At 36.1% G+C, this 14,939-nt stretch carries 18 protein-coding genes; 3 read left to right on the forward strand and 15 right to left on the reverse strand.

All coding sequences use genetic code 11. The annotated features are described in order from the left end of the window. Positions 1-50 precede the first annotated feature (50 nt). From sufB to sufC, 5 genes are read right to left on the reverse strand one after another with little or no spacing between them, the layout of a single operon-like run. On the reverse strand, positions 51-1,445 hold the full coding sequence (sufB, locus tag BMX09_RS06665; RefSeq protein WP_089747016.1) for a Fe-S cluster assembly protein SufB: 1,395 nt from the start codon (positions 1,443-1,445) through the stop codon (positions 51-53). 16 nt (positions 1,446-1,461) lie between these two features. Next, positions 1,462-1,908 (reverse strand): Fe-S cluster assembly sulfur transfer protein SufU, encoded by a 447-nt coding sequence (gene sufU / locus BMX09_RS06670; protein WP_089747018.1) that lies wholly within the window; start codon positions 1,906-1,908, stop codon positions 1,462-1,464. A gap of 36 nt (positions 1,909-1,944) precedes the next feature. Continuing rightward, entirely contained in the window at positions 1,945-3,174 is a 1,230-nt protein-coding gene (locus BMX09_RS06675; RefSeq protein WP_089747020.1) for a cysteine desulfurase, read from the reverse strand. Positions 3,175-3,177: 3 nt separating this feature from the next. Continuing rightward, a complete protein-coding gene (gene sufD / locus BMX09_RS06680; protein WP_407645253.1) occupies positions 3,178-4,461 on the reverse strand; it encodes a Fe-S cluster assembly protein SufD in 1,284 nt (427 codons plus the stop codon). Positions 4,462-4,468: 7 nt separating this feature from the next. After that, positions 4,469-5,239, reverse strand: coding sequence for a Fe-S cluster assembly ATPase SufC (gene sufC, locus BMX09_RS06685; protein ID WP_089747024.1), 771 nt, complete (start codon positions 5,237-5,239; stop codon positions 4,469-4,471). Positions 5,240-5,524: 285 nt separating this feature from the next. Here sufC and BMX09_RS06690 point away from each other — a divergent pair, with 285 nt between their 5' ends. Continuing rightward, positions 5,525-6,481, forward strand: a complete 957-nt coding sequence (locus BMX09_RS06690; protein ID WP_089747025.1) for a 5-bromo-4-chloroindolyl phosphate hydrolysis family protein — start codon at positions 5,525-5,527, stop codon at positions 6,479-6,481. A 15-nt stretch (positions 6,482-6,496) separates the two neighbouring features. Then, the gene (locus BMX09_RS06695; protein ID WP_089747027.1) at positions 6,497-7,699 is read left to right on the forward strand and encodes a toxic anion resistance protein; all 1,203 of its coding nucleotides are present in this window, start codon (positions 6,497-6,499) and stop codon (positions 7,697-7,699) included. Between the two features lie 184 nt (positions 7,700-7,883). Here BMX09_RS06695 and BMX09_RS06700 read toward each other — a convergent pair whose 3' ends face one another. Both BMX09_RS06700 and BMX09_RS06705 read right to left on the reverse strand, forming a co-directional pair. Continuing rightward, positions 7,884-8,153 (reverse strand): hypothetical protein, encoded by a 270-nt coding sequence (locus BMX09_RS06700; protein ID WP_089747029.1) that lies wholly within the window; start codon positions 8,151-8,153, stop codon positions 7,884-7,886. Positions 8,154-8,211: 58 nt separating this feature from the next. Further along, positions 8,212-8,814 carry an NUDIX hydrolase gene (locus BMX09_RS06705; RefSeq protein WP_245711140.1) on the reverse strand — a complete coding sequence of 201 codons (603 nt, stop codon included), beginning with the start codon at positions 8,812-8,814 and terminating at the stop codon, positions 8,212-8,214. A gap of 183 nt (positions 8,815-8,997) precedes the next feature. Here BMX09_RS06705 and BMX09_RS06710 point away from each other — a divergent pair, with 183 nt between their 5' ends. Beyond that, positions 8,998-9,828 carry an NAD(P)H-hydrate dehydratase gene (locus tag BMX09_RS06710; RefSeq protein ID WP_089747031.1) on the forward strand — a complete coding sequence of 277 codons (831 nt, stop codon included), beginning with the start codon at positions 8,998-9,000 and terminating at the stop codon, positions 9,826-9,828. 286 nt (positions 9,829-10,114) lie between these two features. On the opposite strand, the gene pyrE is transcribed toward BMX09_RS06710, so the two are convergent. From pyrE to BMX09_RS10470, 8 genes are all read right to left on the reverse strand, one after another. Next, complete coding sequence (pyrE, locus tag BMX09_RS06715; protein ID WP_089747033.1) at positions 10,115-10,714, reverse strand: orotate phosphoribosyltransferase; 600 nt, start codon at positions 10,712-10,714, stop codon at positions 10,115-10,117. Position 10,715: 1 nt separating this feature from the next. Continuing rightward, the gene (pyrF, locus tag BMX09_RS06720; RefSeq protein ID WP_089747035.1) at positions 10,716-11,426 is read right to left on the reverse strand and encodes an orotidine-5'-phosphate decarboxylase; all 711 of its coding nucleotides are present in this window, start codon (positions 11,424-11,426) and stop codon (positions 10,716-10,718) included. Position 11,427: 1 nt separating this feature from the next. Continuing rightward, positions 11,428-11,850, reverse strand: coding sequence for an amidohydrolase family protein (locus BMX09_RS06725; RefSeq protein WP_281242682.1), 423 nt, complete (start codon positions 11,848-11,850; stop codon positions 11,428-11,430). After that, on the reverse strand, positions 11,850-12,002 hold the full coding sequence (locus BMX09_RS10100; RefSeq protein WP_177159563.1) for a DUF6440 family protein: 153 nt from the start codon (positions 12,000-12,002) through the stop codon (positions 11,850-11,852). The genes BMX09_RS06725 and BMX09_RS10100 overlap by 1 nt, the downstream gene beginning before the upstream one ends. Positions 12,003-12,331: 329 nt before the next feature. Then, positions 12,332-13,051, reverse strand: coding sequence for a nicotinamide riboside transporter PnuC (pnuC, locus tag BMX09_RS06730; protein WP_089747037.1), 720 nt, complete (start codon positions 13,049-13,051; stop codon positions 12,332-12,334). A 29-nt stretch (positions 13,052-13,080) separates the two neighbouring features. Continuing rightward, positions 13,081-13,797, reverse strand: a complete 717-nt coding sequence (locus BMX09_RS06735; RefSeq protein WP_089747039.1) for a nucleoside phosphorylase — start codon at positions 13,795-13,797, stop codon at positions 13,081-13,083. Between the two features lie 17 nt (positions 13,798-13,814). Further along, on the reverse strand, positions 13,815-14,468 hold the full coding sequence (locus tag BMX09_RS06740) for a Crp/Fnr family transcriptional regulator (protein WP_089747041.1): 654 nt from the start codon (positions 14,466-14,468) through the stop codon (positions 13,815-13,817). A 324-nt stretch (positions 14,469-14,792) separates the two neighbouring features. Beyond that, entirely contained in the window at positions 14,793-14,936 is a 144-nt protein-coding gene (locus BMX09_RS10470; protein WP_407645243.1) for a zinc ribbon domain-containing protein, read from the reverse strand. Between the last annotated feature and the right edge of the window lie 3 nt (positions 14,937-14,939).

Consider the following 14,939-nt stretch of genomic DNA (forward strand, 5'->3'; position numbering starts at 1 on the left):
TAGCTTCCACTAATTATACAAACGCAAAACTGCTTATAATTATTCAGTTATTAACCAACTGAACCTTCCATCTCATATGCGATTAAGCGATTAAGTTCAACAGCATACTCCATTGGTAATTCTTTGGTAAATGGTTCAACAAATCCCATAACAATCATCTCTGTTGCTTCTTGTTCGCTAATACCACGACTCATTAAGTAGAATAATTGTTCTTCAGATATTTTAGATACTTTCGCTTCATGTTCTAAAGCGACTTTACCATTGTGAATTTCATTGAATGGTACTGTATCTGATTTAGATAAGTCATCCATAATGATCGTATCACATTCAATATGTGAGAATGAGTGCTCTGCTTTTTTAGCAAAGGTTACTTGTCCACGATAGTTTACTTCCCCGCCATCTTTACAAATTGATTTAGAAACAATTGAACTTGAGGTATGTGGCGCATTATGGATCATTTTCGCACCTGTATCTTGTATTTGACCTTCACCAGCAAAGGCAATTGATAACATTGTACCTTTCGCATGTGGTCCTTCTAAGTATACTGATGGATATTTCATTGTCGCTTTGGCACCTAAGTTACCATCGATCCACTCAACAGTTGCGCCGGCTGCTGCACGAGCACGTTTTGTTACCAAATTGTACACATTGTCAGACCAGTTTTGAATAGTTGTATAACGACAATAGCCGCCTTCTTCAACGAAAATCTCAACAATTGCCGCATGTAAGCTATCACTTGAATAAGTTGGAGCGGTACATCCTTCTACATAATGAACATGTGCGCCTTCATCAACAATAATTAATGTACGTTCAAATTGTCCCATATTTTCATCATTAATACGGAAATAAGTTTGTAGTGGTACATCACAAGTTACGCCTTTTGGTACATAGATAAATGTTCCGCCTGACCAAGTTGCTGAGTTTAGAGCGGCTAATTTATTGTCTGTTGGTGGTACTAATTTACCAAAGTATTTTTTGAACAATTCAGGATATTCTTTTAAAGCTGAATCGGTATCAGTAAAGATAATTCCTAACTTATCGAATTCTTCCTTCATATTATGGTAGACAACTTCTGATTCAAATTGTGCACTAGCTCCAGCTAAATAGGCACGTTCAGCTTCTGGAATACCAATTTTTTCAAAAGTATCTTTGATTTTGTCTGGTACATCATCCCATGAGCGAGCTGGTTTATCACTAGCACGTTTGAAATAAATTAATTCATCAAAATTAATATCGGATAAATCAGGTCCCCATGTTTGCATTGGCATCTTTTCAAATGTTCTTAATGATTTTAAACGGAAATCTAACATCCATTCTGGTTCTTCTTTTTTTGCAGAAATTTCACGAACAACTGCTTCATTTAATCCCTTTTCTGTTTCAAATACAGGGGTTACATCTTCGTGAAAGCCGTATTTATAACTTTCTAATTCTGGTACTTTACTCACTTTAATTATCCCCCTTTTAATCGTTTTTTCGTTGTTCTTCAATTGAACGTTCTAATGCTTTCCAAGCTAGTGTGGCACATTTAATTCTAGCTGGGAATTTTGATACACCGCTTAATAATGCGGCATCTCCTAAAGCTTCATCATCAACTTCTTGGCCTTGAACCATTTGTGAGAAGGTTTCTGCCATTTCTAGTGCTTCATCCACTGTTTTATTTAAAATTGCTAGTGTCATCATACTAGCACTTGCCGTACTAATTGAACATCCATGTCCATCAAACTTAACATTCGAAATTCTGCCATCTTGATCAATTGTTAATTGTAATTGAATCACGTCACCACATGTTGGATTATTAAATTCAATTGTGTGAACGGCTGGATCATTGACGATGCCTTTGTTTCTTGGATGGCTTGAATGATCTAAAATAACTTGACGATACAAATTATCTAATTTTGATAAAGCCATTTTTAAGTCCCCTTTACTTTCTAACTACTTACTTCTTTATGCGAAATCTTCAAAGAATGCTTTGACTTTTTTCACGGTATTAATGAAAAATTCAGCTTCTTCAAGAGTATTATATGCGTAAAAACTTGCGCGTGCTGTAGCTGGTTGATCTAACCAACGCATTAACGGCTGCGCACAGTGATGTCCGGCACGAATTGCGACACCTTCCATATCCATAGCTGTTGCTAAATCATGTGGGTGAACGGAATTCAAATTAAATGAAATCACTCCTGAACGTTTTGAAGCTTCAGTTGGACCGAATACTTCAATACCTTCAATGGCTTGTAATCTTGGTAAGACATATTCAACTAATCTTGTTTCATGTTGGTGGATATTATCCATGCCAACTGCTTCTAAATAGCTGATTGCCGCACCTAAACCGATTGCGCCAGCGATATTTGGTGTGCCAGCTTCAAATTTCCATGGTAATTCATTCCATGTGCTTTCAAAGTCGTAAACGAAATCAATCATTTCGCCACCAAATTCAACGGGTTCCATTTGTTCTAAATGTTCTTGTTTACCGTATAAAACGCCAATACCGGTTGGGGCAAGCATTTTATGTCCGCTAAATGCGAAGAAATCACAGTCTAAATCTTGTACATCGATAGTCATATGCGGTGTTGATTGAGCACCATCGACCACGATGTAATGATCATAGGCATGCATCCATTTTGCTAATGTTTTGACATCATTAATGGTGCCTAATACATTGGAAGCTTGGGCGATTGCCATGACTTTTACTTTTTTATGTAAAGTATTATGAATCGTTGCCATATCTAATTGACCATCTGCTAAAAGAGGCATATAAACAACACGTGCTTTGGTTTGACGTGCAATTTGTTGCCAAGGAACAAGATTTGAATGGTGTTCTGCTGGAGAGACCCAAATTTCGTCGCCTTCTTCTAATAGATTTTTCACGAACCCTTGTGCTACCCAGTTAAGACTAGTTGTTGTACCTCGTGTGAATAGAACTTCTTTCGTTGACGAAGCATTAATGAATCGACGAGTTTGTTCACGAACGGCTTCATATTGGTCAGTAGCTTCTTGCGCTAAAGTATGAACACCACGATGAATATTAGCATTACTTGTCTCATAATAATGATTAATCGCTTCAATTACTTGCTTTGGTTTTTGCGTTGTTGCCGCATTATCCAAATAAACTAATGGTTCATCATTGACAATTCTATCCAAAATGGGGAAATCTTTACGAATATTGATAGTACTCATTCTTTATTCACCTAATTTCTTTTCAATCATATCGATTAATGTCTTACGAACTGATTCTACTGAAATAGCCGCAATTACTGAACCTAAGAATCCACGAATAACTAACCGTTGCGCATCATCTTCTGATAGACCACGACTAGTTAGGTAGAACATTTGATCTTTATCTACTTGACCTACACTAGCAGCATGTCCGGCAGTCACTTCATTTTCATCAATTAATAGAATTGGGTTTGCATCGCCACGACCATCTTCACTTAGCATTAAGACACGACTTTCTTGTTGAGCATCAGCAAATTTAGCGCCTTTAATAATATGACCAATACCATTAAATGTTAACGTTGCTTTATCTAAAATAACGCCATGTTGTAAAATATGTCCTACTGAATGTTTGGCGTAGTTAGTTACACGAGTATCAATTCCTTGTACTTGATTACCTGTTGAAATCGCTACGACTTTAACTTCTGAATGTGAACCTGTTCCAATTAATTCTGAATCAAAATCAGCCACGACATTCCCATCATTCATTACGCCTAATGCCCATTCAATTTTCGCATCACGACCTAAATATCCTCGGCGGTTAAAGTAAGTGTCAGTTGACTTACCTAAGCTATCAACTGCTGTATAACGAACTTGTGCACCTGCTTTTGCAATTACTTCTACTATAATATTGGCTGTATTTTTAACTTCACCTACCGATTCAAAACGTTCAATATATTCGAATGAACTATTTTCTTCAGCTACGATTAAGACGTGTTTTACGAAAGCTTCTTCAATGGTACTATTTTGTACAAAATGACTTTCAATTGGTTCATCTAAGACAACATTTTTGGGTACATAAACAAAAATACCTGAATTCATCATGGCACGGTGATAAGCTGCTAGCGAATCTTCATCCATCTTAACGGCTTTTGTCATAAAATGTTCTTTTACTAATTCTGGATATTCTTCTAATGCATTGAAAAATTCCGTTACAATAACACCCTTAGCCGCTACTTCTGCTTTCATCTCTTCCCAATATGATACACTACCTAATTGGACGATTTTTGCAGCACCGATATCTGTTCTAATTTGCGTTGGGATATCTAAAATCAATGAATCTCCCATACCAATTGCTGGCGAGAATAAGTTCCAACGATGGAATTTCACGCGGTCAATTACTGGTAAATCTAACTTTTGACTTAATTCTAGAGCTTTCAAACGCTCCTCTAAAAACCAAGCCGGCTCTTCTTTTATAGCTGAAAACGTACGAATGTTTTCTTGCCACATATTTAATTCTAAAACCATCATGTCACCCCTAATCGTTAAGTTCTAATTCAATTCCTAATTCTTCACTGATACCTTTATACCCTTCAGCTTCTAGACGTTTTGCTAATTCAGCATCCCCTGTCATGACTATGCGACCTTCCATCATAACGTGTACAACATCTGGAGTAATATAGTTTAATAGGCGTTGGTAGTGAGTAATAATTAATGAGCCAAAGCCTTCACCACGCATTGCATTTACGCCACGTGATACTACTTTTAAGGCATCAATATCTAAACCTGAATCTATTTCATCTAAGATGGCAAAAGTTGGTTCAATCATCATTAATTGTAAGATTTCATTGCGTTTCTTTTCACCACCAGAAAATCCTTCATTTAAGTAACGTTCAGCCATTGCTTCTGGCATATCTAAAAGAGTCATTTTTTCATCTAATTTTTTAATAAATTCACGAACTGAAATTTTGTCATCTTCATCACGGCGAGCGTTAATAGCAGAACGTAAGAATTCAGCATTTGTAACGCCTGTGATTTCACTTGGATATTGCATTGCTAAGAAAAGACCAGCACGAGCACGTTCGTCAACTTCCATTTCTAATACATTTTCACCATCTAAAAGAATCTCACCTTCTGTTACTGTATAGCTTGGGTGCCCCATAATAGCTGCTGATAATGTTGATTTACCTGTTCCATTTGGTCCCATTACTGCGTGGATTTCTCCTGTATTAATAACAAGGTTTACACCTTTTAAAATTTCTTTATCTTCAATTGATACATGTAGGTTTTTTATTTCTAATGTTGACATTTTCCCACTCCTTACTGTTTATACTTACTTAATATATTTTAACGCAATTAGTGGGCTTTCGCAATGAATAGGTTCTAAAACACGAACTAAATGGTACAGTTTGGGCTAATTGTTATATTTTTTACACTTAATCGACGTATTTTTTCCATTGAAAACGTTTTGAGTAAAAAATGGTTCTTTAGTCCGATAAAAAGCTCCCCAAGCTATGGTAAAATATTATATGTAAAGAGGGACAGTTTGTAATGACAGTTTGTAATGAATTGTACAATGAAGGAGGAATTATAAATGAATAAATTTAAAGAAGGGTGTGGTATAGCGTTCATATGCTTGATATTGTGCCTAATATTTGGCGCTTCACTTGATGTTTTTGAAGGTTATTTTCTTTTTGATGATGAATTTACCTTTTTACCAGCATTATTAATGTTTTATACAGCCTATAAGATACTATTTAATAAATATCGTGATACGAAAGCTTATGAGGTTGGTTCCATCATTATTAAAGCCTTTCTAATTCTATTTACTTTTGTATTTGGCCTGGGCTTTGCAACGGAGTATTTATTCCGTGATGCTAACTTTATCTCATTATTATTTGGTTTGGGGATGAGTTATCTTGCTTATATTATCTTATTCCCAAAATCAATGCGTCTAGCGAACTTTACTTTCCATAAACCTATTAAACAAGATCATAATTTGCCACCATTATCACGCAAACGCCAAAAAATCTATCAAGAATCTGGCTTAACTGACGAGGAAATTATCTTCTTCCGACAAGAACTAGCCAAAGCAAAAAAACAATTAGTCGACATCGAAGCAAGTTTCTGGCGCAATAACAAATTAACCGCCATTGCTCGCCGTCACAATATGGTCGCTATCTTACGTGATTACTTTAAAGAATTAGCTGATAACCCAAATCGTTTAAACGAAGGAACGAACTTTTTATATTCCTACATCCCTTCCCTTCACGACTTAATCGACAAATACTTAGAAATCGACAATCACGTATCAAAAACCCAATTAACATACCGCACTTTAGACAAAACAGCTGAAACGATTGACGCATTATGTCAAACAATAGAGGATGACTATTTAGCCTTTCAAAAAGATGACTTTAAAGATGCTGAAATCGAAATCGAATTAGCCCGACAAAAAATGCAGCAGGCAACTACTGCAAAAGACTTCAATCCGGCTGATGGCAAAGATAATCATGATGACGACTTTGAAAATAGCTTTGATAATTTTTAATAAGGAGGAAATAAAATGACTGACGAAAGAAAAAATGTATCATTGGTAGATGATTTAATTAGTAACCCATTTGGAGAACAACCTCTACCACCGACCATGACCGATGTATCCAAAGACTTTCCAACACAGGAATTAAGCAATAAACCAAAAAATTTACTGGAAACTTTACCCCAAGAACAACAAGAAAAAGCCCTTGCCCTTTCCAAACAAATTGATGAACATGATATGCAAGCGATTATTAGTTATGGAGCCGCTGCTCAAAAACAATTAGGTGAATTTTCACACTCCATGTTAACCCATGTCCAATCAAAAGATACTGGTGAAATTGGTGACACCTTAACCGACTTAATGAACCGCCTAGCAGAGACTGATCCAAAAGAACTAATGGCAGAAGACCGTAATATCTTCCAGCGTATGTTTGGTAAAATCAAAAAATCTATCTATGAAATGCAAGCCAAATACCAAGAAGTTGGTACACAAATCGATAAAATTGCCATTCGCCTAGATCACGAAAAAAATGGCCTATTAAATGATAATCTAGCCTTAGAAGAATTATACCAACGCAACAAAGATTTCTTTGACGCCTTAAATATTTATATTGCAGCTGGTGAACTAAAAATAGAGCAACTACAACAAGAATTAATTCCACAAGCACTAGATAAAGCTAATTTTTCAGGTGACCAAATGGATGTCCAAATCGTCAATGACTTGAATCAATTCCTAGACCGCTTAGAAAAACGTAATCATGACTTAAAATTAACCCGTCAAATGACGATCCAACAAGCACCACAAATTCGTCTCATTCAAAATACGAACCAAGTGCTAGCCGAAAAAATTCAGTCATCCATTACAACAACTATTCCGTTATGGAAGAACCAAATCGCGATTGCTTTAACTTTATTACGCCAAAAAAATGCTGTAACAGCCCAACGTCAAGTTTCAGAAACGACTAATCAATTAATTCAAAAGAACTCTGAAATGTTAAAAATCTCAACGATTGAAACCGCCCGTGAAAATGAGCGTGGAATTATCGACCTAGAAACATTACAAAAGACACAACAAGACTTAATTGAAACCTTAGAAGAAACTTTACAAATTCAGCAAGCTGGACGTGAAAACCGCCGTAAAGCAGAAATGGAATTAAGTCATATGGAACAAGACTTACGCCATAAATTATTAACATTACGTCAGCAAGAACAACAACAAAAACATTACTAATCCATACAAAAACCACGCCCAAATAAAAATGAGCGTGGTTTTTCTTACTTTTATAACGTATTTTCATTCTAAAAACAATTTGAACTTTTAGTGCTAAGAACTATCCAAAATTTTCAGCATTTCAAACTACTAGCATTTGGCTACTTTATTCCAATAAGACACTTCCAAGTTCCCAGCCTTGTGACTATACAATAATCTGCACTAAAATTGCTACTACAAATAAGATACACATCGCAATCAACCAGCGATTCAAATAACGATTATAGCGCTCTGGCCAAGGTTCTTTTTGACGTTCAACTTCTTCTAGTTGTCGTTCATATTCAACTTCAGGTGGTAATTCCCCTTCAATCCCTCTTTTTAATTCTTCAACACTTTTCGCAAGTTTTTCACGTCTTTGTTGCTTTTCTAATTGTTCTTGATAATAGCGACGTGTTAATAATGGTTTTTTCGCCATAAATATCTCCTTTTACTTTAGTAGTTACGCTCCCTTATTGTGCGGTACTACCCCTTCATTACGCTAATTCTTTTGCGACTTTTGTAAGATTTTCTTCAATGCGTGCTAACTTACTTTCTAGCAACTGCATTTTGTATTGTTGAATGGCAATAATCGTCTTACCATCGATAATCTCGCCATTATGAATCATTTGTAATGCTTCTTCTAATTCAATCCAGACAATATCTAAGAATTCATCCTCATCAGCTGGTAAAGCCCCTTCTAAGACTTCTTCTAACTCTTCTGCTTGATATAAATGCAAAGCTTCTTGACAATAACCAGGCGAAGGATAAAAAGTCATTACTTTACTCCAATTATTCGCACGGAAATTCGTCTCCTCTTCTAATTCACGCTTACAAGCTTCTAGTGGGTCTTCCGTTTTCGTATCTAACTTACCAGCTGGAATCTCTAAGACATGCGACTCCACGGCTTTACGATATTGACGCACAAATAAAATCTTTTCATCCTTCACCGCTAACACACACACCGCCCCATTATGTAAGACAATATCACGTGTTGACTCTTTGCCATTTGGTAGTGAAACGGTGTGGTGTTCTATTGTAAAGATACGACCATCATAGAGTGTTTCTTTTTTAATTGTTTTTTCTTCATAATTTTGCATCATAATTCCCCCTATTTCTCTCTCCACCATCATACAAAACTAATTCCCCAACAGCAATCATTATGATAGAGATTTATCAAATTCTTTACCGAAAGTTATTATTTTCACAATTATCCTTCTTCTTTCTTTACTTTCGTTGTACACTATTAATATAAAACGTTTTCATTAGAAAGGATTGAGCACATGTATGATTTAATGTTTGATGCGGTTCAAGGCTTACTGCCAACACGTGAGGTTCAAAGTTTTAAAGGAACTTACGGACGAATCGCCATTATTGCTGGAAATGAAGAAATGGGTGGAGCCGGTATATTAGCTAGTAGTAGTGCGCTTTATTCAGGAGCTGGACTTGTAACTACTTATACTGCCCCCTGTAATCACGCTGCTCTTCATGCCCGTTTACCAGAAGCGATGGTAAAAGATTGGCAATTATTAATCCAACATGCAGATACTTTAGCTAACTATAATGTCATACTAATTGGACCTGGTCTTGGAATTAATGAATTTAGTACACTATTAGTCAGTCAAGTCATTCAGGAAGCTACACCAGAACAAGTCTTAATTATGGATGCTAGCGCTATTCGAATATGGGCAGAGCTAGATTTTCCTACCATCAATAGTCAAGTTGTTTTCACACCACATTTAGGTGAATTTTCAGCTATTTCAAGTATTGAAATTGAGCAGATTACCTTAGAAAATAGTCGTTTATTCCTTGAAGAAAAAGCTCCACATGGTATTTTAGTCTTAAAAAGTCACGAGACTAAGATTGTGACTAGCGTTGACTGTTGGCGTAATACTCTGGGGAATCCTGGAATGGCCATTGGTGGCACAGGCGATGTTTTAGCAGGTATGATTGCTGGATTCACACCACAAACTAATTCGCTACTTGATGCTGTTAAATCAGCCGTCTATACTCATAGTTACATTGGTGACCTAATTGCATGCAAGGAACACATTGTCTTACCAAGTCGTTTAATCGAAAAAATTCCAGAAACCATGTATACCCTATTCCATTAAGCAGTATTTTGTAGCTCGTAAATAATAAGTGCATTATAAAATATCTTTTGCTTATAGAAATTTGAGAACTTCTTTACCAATACATATCAATAAAGCCACTAAATAAGTCAGTCTGCTACTTTGGAACTTATCTAGTGGTATTTTATTTTCTTATAATAATGTATATTGGGTTTTGTCGCTGTTAGTTTTATTGCAAAATCACATTTTACAATCGTTTTACTTCTAGTTAGTTTTTTCCATATCACGATTTCTGTCGTTTTCTAGCTTGTTTCTTCTATATAAACGTTTATAACTGATTACGCCAATTAATTAATTCTTTGATGTGTCTTTCTTCAATATAGCCTTCCTCAGTCGCCACCTCTATCAAACGATCATAATGCCCCAATGTATGATACCCTATCCCTTCATGTTGAAAGGCATCTTTAGCTTTTGTTAATTCATATGAAAAAATAGCTACTACACCTAACACCTCGGCACCCACCGCTTCTAAGGCTTTGACGACTTTAATAGAAGATAATCCTGTTGATATCAAATCCTCCACAACAACTACCTTTTGACCAGGGGAAATCACGCCTTCAATCTGATTCGTCTTTCCATGCTTTTTAGCACTACTACGCACATAAGTCATCGGCAAATCTAATAATTCACTCACCCAAGCTGCATGAGGAATCCCCGCCGTAGCTGTACCCGCAATCATTTCCACATCCGGATACTGTTCTTTAATTAAAGTTGCCAATTGACTGGCAATCTGACGACGAATGGTAGGATAACTCATGGTCAAACGATTATCGCAATAGATGGGTGACTTAATCCCTGATGTCCATGTAAAGTAATTTTCCGGGCTCAAGGCCACCGCTTTAATAGCTAACAAATCTTTTTCAATCATGTTATTTACCTTCTTCCCAATTTAGTAAGATGTCTTGATAGGCTTTCACCGGATCAAGCGCTTTGGTAATCGGTCTACCAACAACAATATGAGTCGCACCATTCATCCGCGCAATTTTTGGTGTCGCAATCCTTTTTTGATCATCAGTCGGATTAGCCAGCATACGAATGCCCGGCGTCACCTTTAAAAAGTCCTTTCCACAAGCTAATTCAATTTGTTTACTTTCTAAGGCTGAACACACCACCCCATCTAAGCCACTCGCTTTAGTTAATTGGGCATAATGCAGTGCTGAATCGGCTAGACTTACCGCTAATTGCTGCTCTTTAACGCCAATAATTGGATTGGTTGAAGTTAATTGTGTCACGGCAATTAATTTGGTAGCTTGGCTTCCTTGCGCTCCTTGTTCCAAACCTTCACGCGCCGCTTGCATCATAACGCTTCCCCCAGCTGCGTGAACATTCACCATCTGCACATCAAATTGAGCCAAACCCTTCATCGCCATTTGAACCGTATTTGGGATATCATGTAATTTCAAATCTAAAAAAATCTGATGCCCCATTGTGCGAATCTTATCTAATAAATGAAAGCCATTCTGGTAAAATAATTCCATCCCGATTTTGACGGATAATGCTTCACCTTGAAACCGATTCAAAAATGCCATCACTTCTTGTTCATTTGGAAAATCTAATGCGATAATTGGTTGTTGATTCATCTTATTCCCCCTTAAATGTTGCTGCTTGCCAAGCAATTTTGCCATCACAAATGGTCATCACTGGCATGCCATATACTTTTTGCCCGCTAAATGGAGTATTTCTTCCTTTTGATTCAAAGCTATCCGGATCAATCACCGATTCCTTCTGCAAATCAATCACCGTTAGATCTGCTAATCCACCCACTTCCAAGCGACCATATGGCAAACTGAATACCTTGGCTGGTTTAATGGTTAGATAATCTACTAATTGTTGCAGTGTCCACCTATTCGTCTTAACAAAGGCTGTATATAATTGAGCAAAAGCTGTCTCTGAACCAACAATGCCAAAACTAGCTTGCGTCATTGAGCATTCTTTTTCTTCGACTGTATGCGGAGCATGATCTGTTACAATCATATCAATTGTACCATCTTCTAAACCGGAAATTAGGGCTTCTCTATCTTCATTGGCACGTAGTTGATGCCTAGGTAGTTGACGCCTGTTTGTTGGTCGCGGAAGATGCGGATGTAGTCTTCATATAAGTTTTCTTCGTGGACGGTTTCGAATCGGCCTTGTCCTGCGTGTGATAGTAATCCCATATTAATACCTCCAATTTATATTCTTTAGTTAGTTTCATTCTATCATAAACTGTTAGAGGAATTGGAGTTTGTTATTTTTGTGTCTCTTTAGTTCGTATGAATACCCTTTCTACGTCGCCTATATTTGCTAGTTTTTGCGCTATTTTTTATGTTTAGCTTTTTTCACCCTTGTTACTACGCTAATTTTTGTTTGTTTCTTATCCTACAATATTCTGTATGACCTTACTTTCTTTTATTAGACTATCTATTGTTCAAAGGATTACCTGTTGCATCAAAAAAAGAATGACATCACTTTACGCTAGGCCATTCCTTTTTATGTTATATATTTTTTATGCTGCGCCACCTTCGTTATCAGCTTCTCCGCTATTCCATACATGGTGTGCGTAGATTGAGTTGAATAATAAAGCAAATTGTAATGCTGATTGTGATAAGTATACACCTAGTGATGCGACATCATTGTGTCCTGTTAGCATTTGAACGGTTAGGATTGTCCAGTAGATGACGTTTGCGATATTTACTACAATCCACAGTGACCAGTTTTCTTTATATTTCAAGATGTATAGCCCTTGTGCAATTAAACTTACCACGAAATTAATTGAGTCAAAATATGGTAGTTGTCCATTTAAACGAGCTAAAATGAACCAACCAATTCCCCATGCGATAAATGCCCCACCAAATACAAGTTTTCTAGTCTCTTTGCTGAAAGAATGTGTGGCTTCATCTTTTCCCCACATGAACCATCCAATTGGTTGCGAGATTACGTAAATAATATCCATTGCAAATGAGCCGTATGCATGACTAATCCAGGCAATATAGGTCATTGCTAAACATTGTACAATCCCAAATAAAAATGAAATCTTACGCCCCTTCATTCCATAAACTAAACATAACACCCCACATAATCCTGAGACCATCCCAATAATACTGTCTGGTGCAATTACAAACACAACAACTTGTAATAATAATAATAACGATACATAAATCACTTCAAATTTCTTCCAGTTTGTGAATAATTGACTATATAGCCAAGAGTGTTTTGTGGTTTCCATCATCATTCTCCTTATATCTTTTATTTGTATTAGTCAGCTAAAATATCAAGCGCTAAGTTTAATGTTGCTTTTTCTCCGGATGCTACATTGCTTTCACCTTGTACTAAATCATTAACCCCTTCTGATAGGTCTTCTTGATATAAGACAACATTATTTAAAATAGACATAGCTTCCATACCTCTTTGTCGAGCAATAACAAGTAAAGCACCTGATTCCATGTCTGCTCCGATAATACCTTTTTTAGACCAAAATTCTTCTACTTCTGCATTATTATCCATATAAAATCCATCATGTGATCTTACAATGCCATAATTAGCGGTTGGTGCGTATTTTTTAGCTTTAAGCAATAAATTAATAGCAGGTACGGCTGGATATGCTTTTGGTACATAATTTTTAGTTAGTCCATCATCGCGTACTACGCCTTCTGCAATAATCATTTCACCTAAATCAATTCCTTTTTGCATTGCGCCTGCTGATCCTACGCGAATAATCCGTTTGACACCTATATTTTTTAGTTCCTCTACGCCAATTGCGGTAGATGGTGCTCCAATACCGGTAGATATCACTAATATTTTTTTACCTTTATATCGCCCAGTTATTGAGCGAAATTCTCGGTTATACGCTAATTCTTCTACTTCTTGTAATAATGGTGTTGCTGCATCAATTCGAGCAGGGTCGCCAACGATAATTGCATCTTCTACATTGATTTCTGATGTTAATTGAATATGTGGTTGTTTATCTTCCATTTGTAACTACCTCGCCTTCATAAAATATTGTTAAGCTTTTCAAGGTTAATGATTTCAATCGCTATTTTCCCAACTTTTATAATGCCTAATTCTTCAAGTTGCTTCAAAATACGATTCAAATTACGATAAGATGTATCCACTTCATCTAAGATATCCGCCCGTGTTACTTGCTTATTTTTCGAATGATACGATAATAAACAAGCACAAATTTGCTCACGTGCTGATTGTAAGCTATAGCGCTGTGTTCGTTTGGTCAGATGATATAATTGATCACATAGATTCGTAATAAATTTTGTGCTCAATTGTTGGTCGCTATTCAGCCACTTAACAAATTCTCGATTATGCAATCGTAATAGTGTTACATCTGTTGTATTAATTAAAGATGCGCTATATGGTCTATTGATAATCGCTTCTTGTTCACCAATAAAATTCCCTCTTCGATAAATATCCAACACTACTTGATTCCCTTTTTCTGACAGTAAATATACTTTTACTATGCCCGTTAACACAATGTATGTATAGTTATATTGACAGTCTTGATATAAATTAAATTTTTCTTTTTCAAATTCAACAATCTCTATTTGGGATAAAATCTCTAAAGGACATGATGATAATATCTCTTTTATTTCTGGATATTTTTCTATCTCTTTTACCATATTTTGTAATAACATTTATAATCAACCTTTCATATATCATTATAATTAGAAGAAAAAACAAATTCAAAGACACCTGTCCTGTATCTATTCATTATTTCTGCCAATTTATTAATTTTTCATCATTTTTATAGACACTTGTCCAAATACAAGAATGCGCTATCATTTTATCAGTTAGATTATACACTATCCTTGTGAACTACACACTAAGCTAAAGCTTAGGTGCTTCTTGTTTCGTCCTCTCCTGCGTTTCCTAATCTAATGGATTATTCCTCCGTCTTACAAAAAGTCCACAAGCGTATAAGTTTGGGTAGTTCCTACCCTACTATAACCTATTTTTTATTATGCACTCATGAGGATTCTAAGTCCTTCGTTTTTTATATTCAGTGCAGCATTTATATCTCTATCTAACTCAAGACCACATTCACAACAATATGTTCTATCAGTTAGGTTGAGATGTTTTCTATTGCCACAATGGCTACAAATTTG

The sequence above is a fragment of the Granulicatella balaenopterae genome, from assembly GCF_900111135.1.
GTDB classification, from domain to species: Bacteria; Bacillota; Bacilli; order Lactobacillales; family Aerococcaceae; genus Granulicatella; species Granulicatella balaenopterae.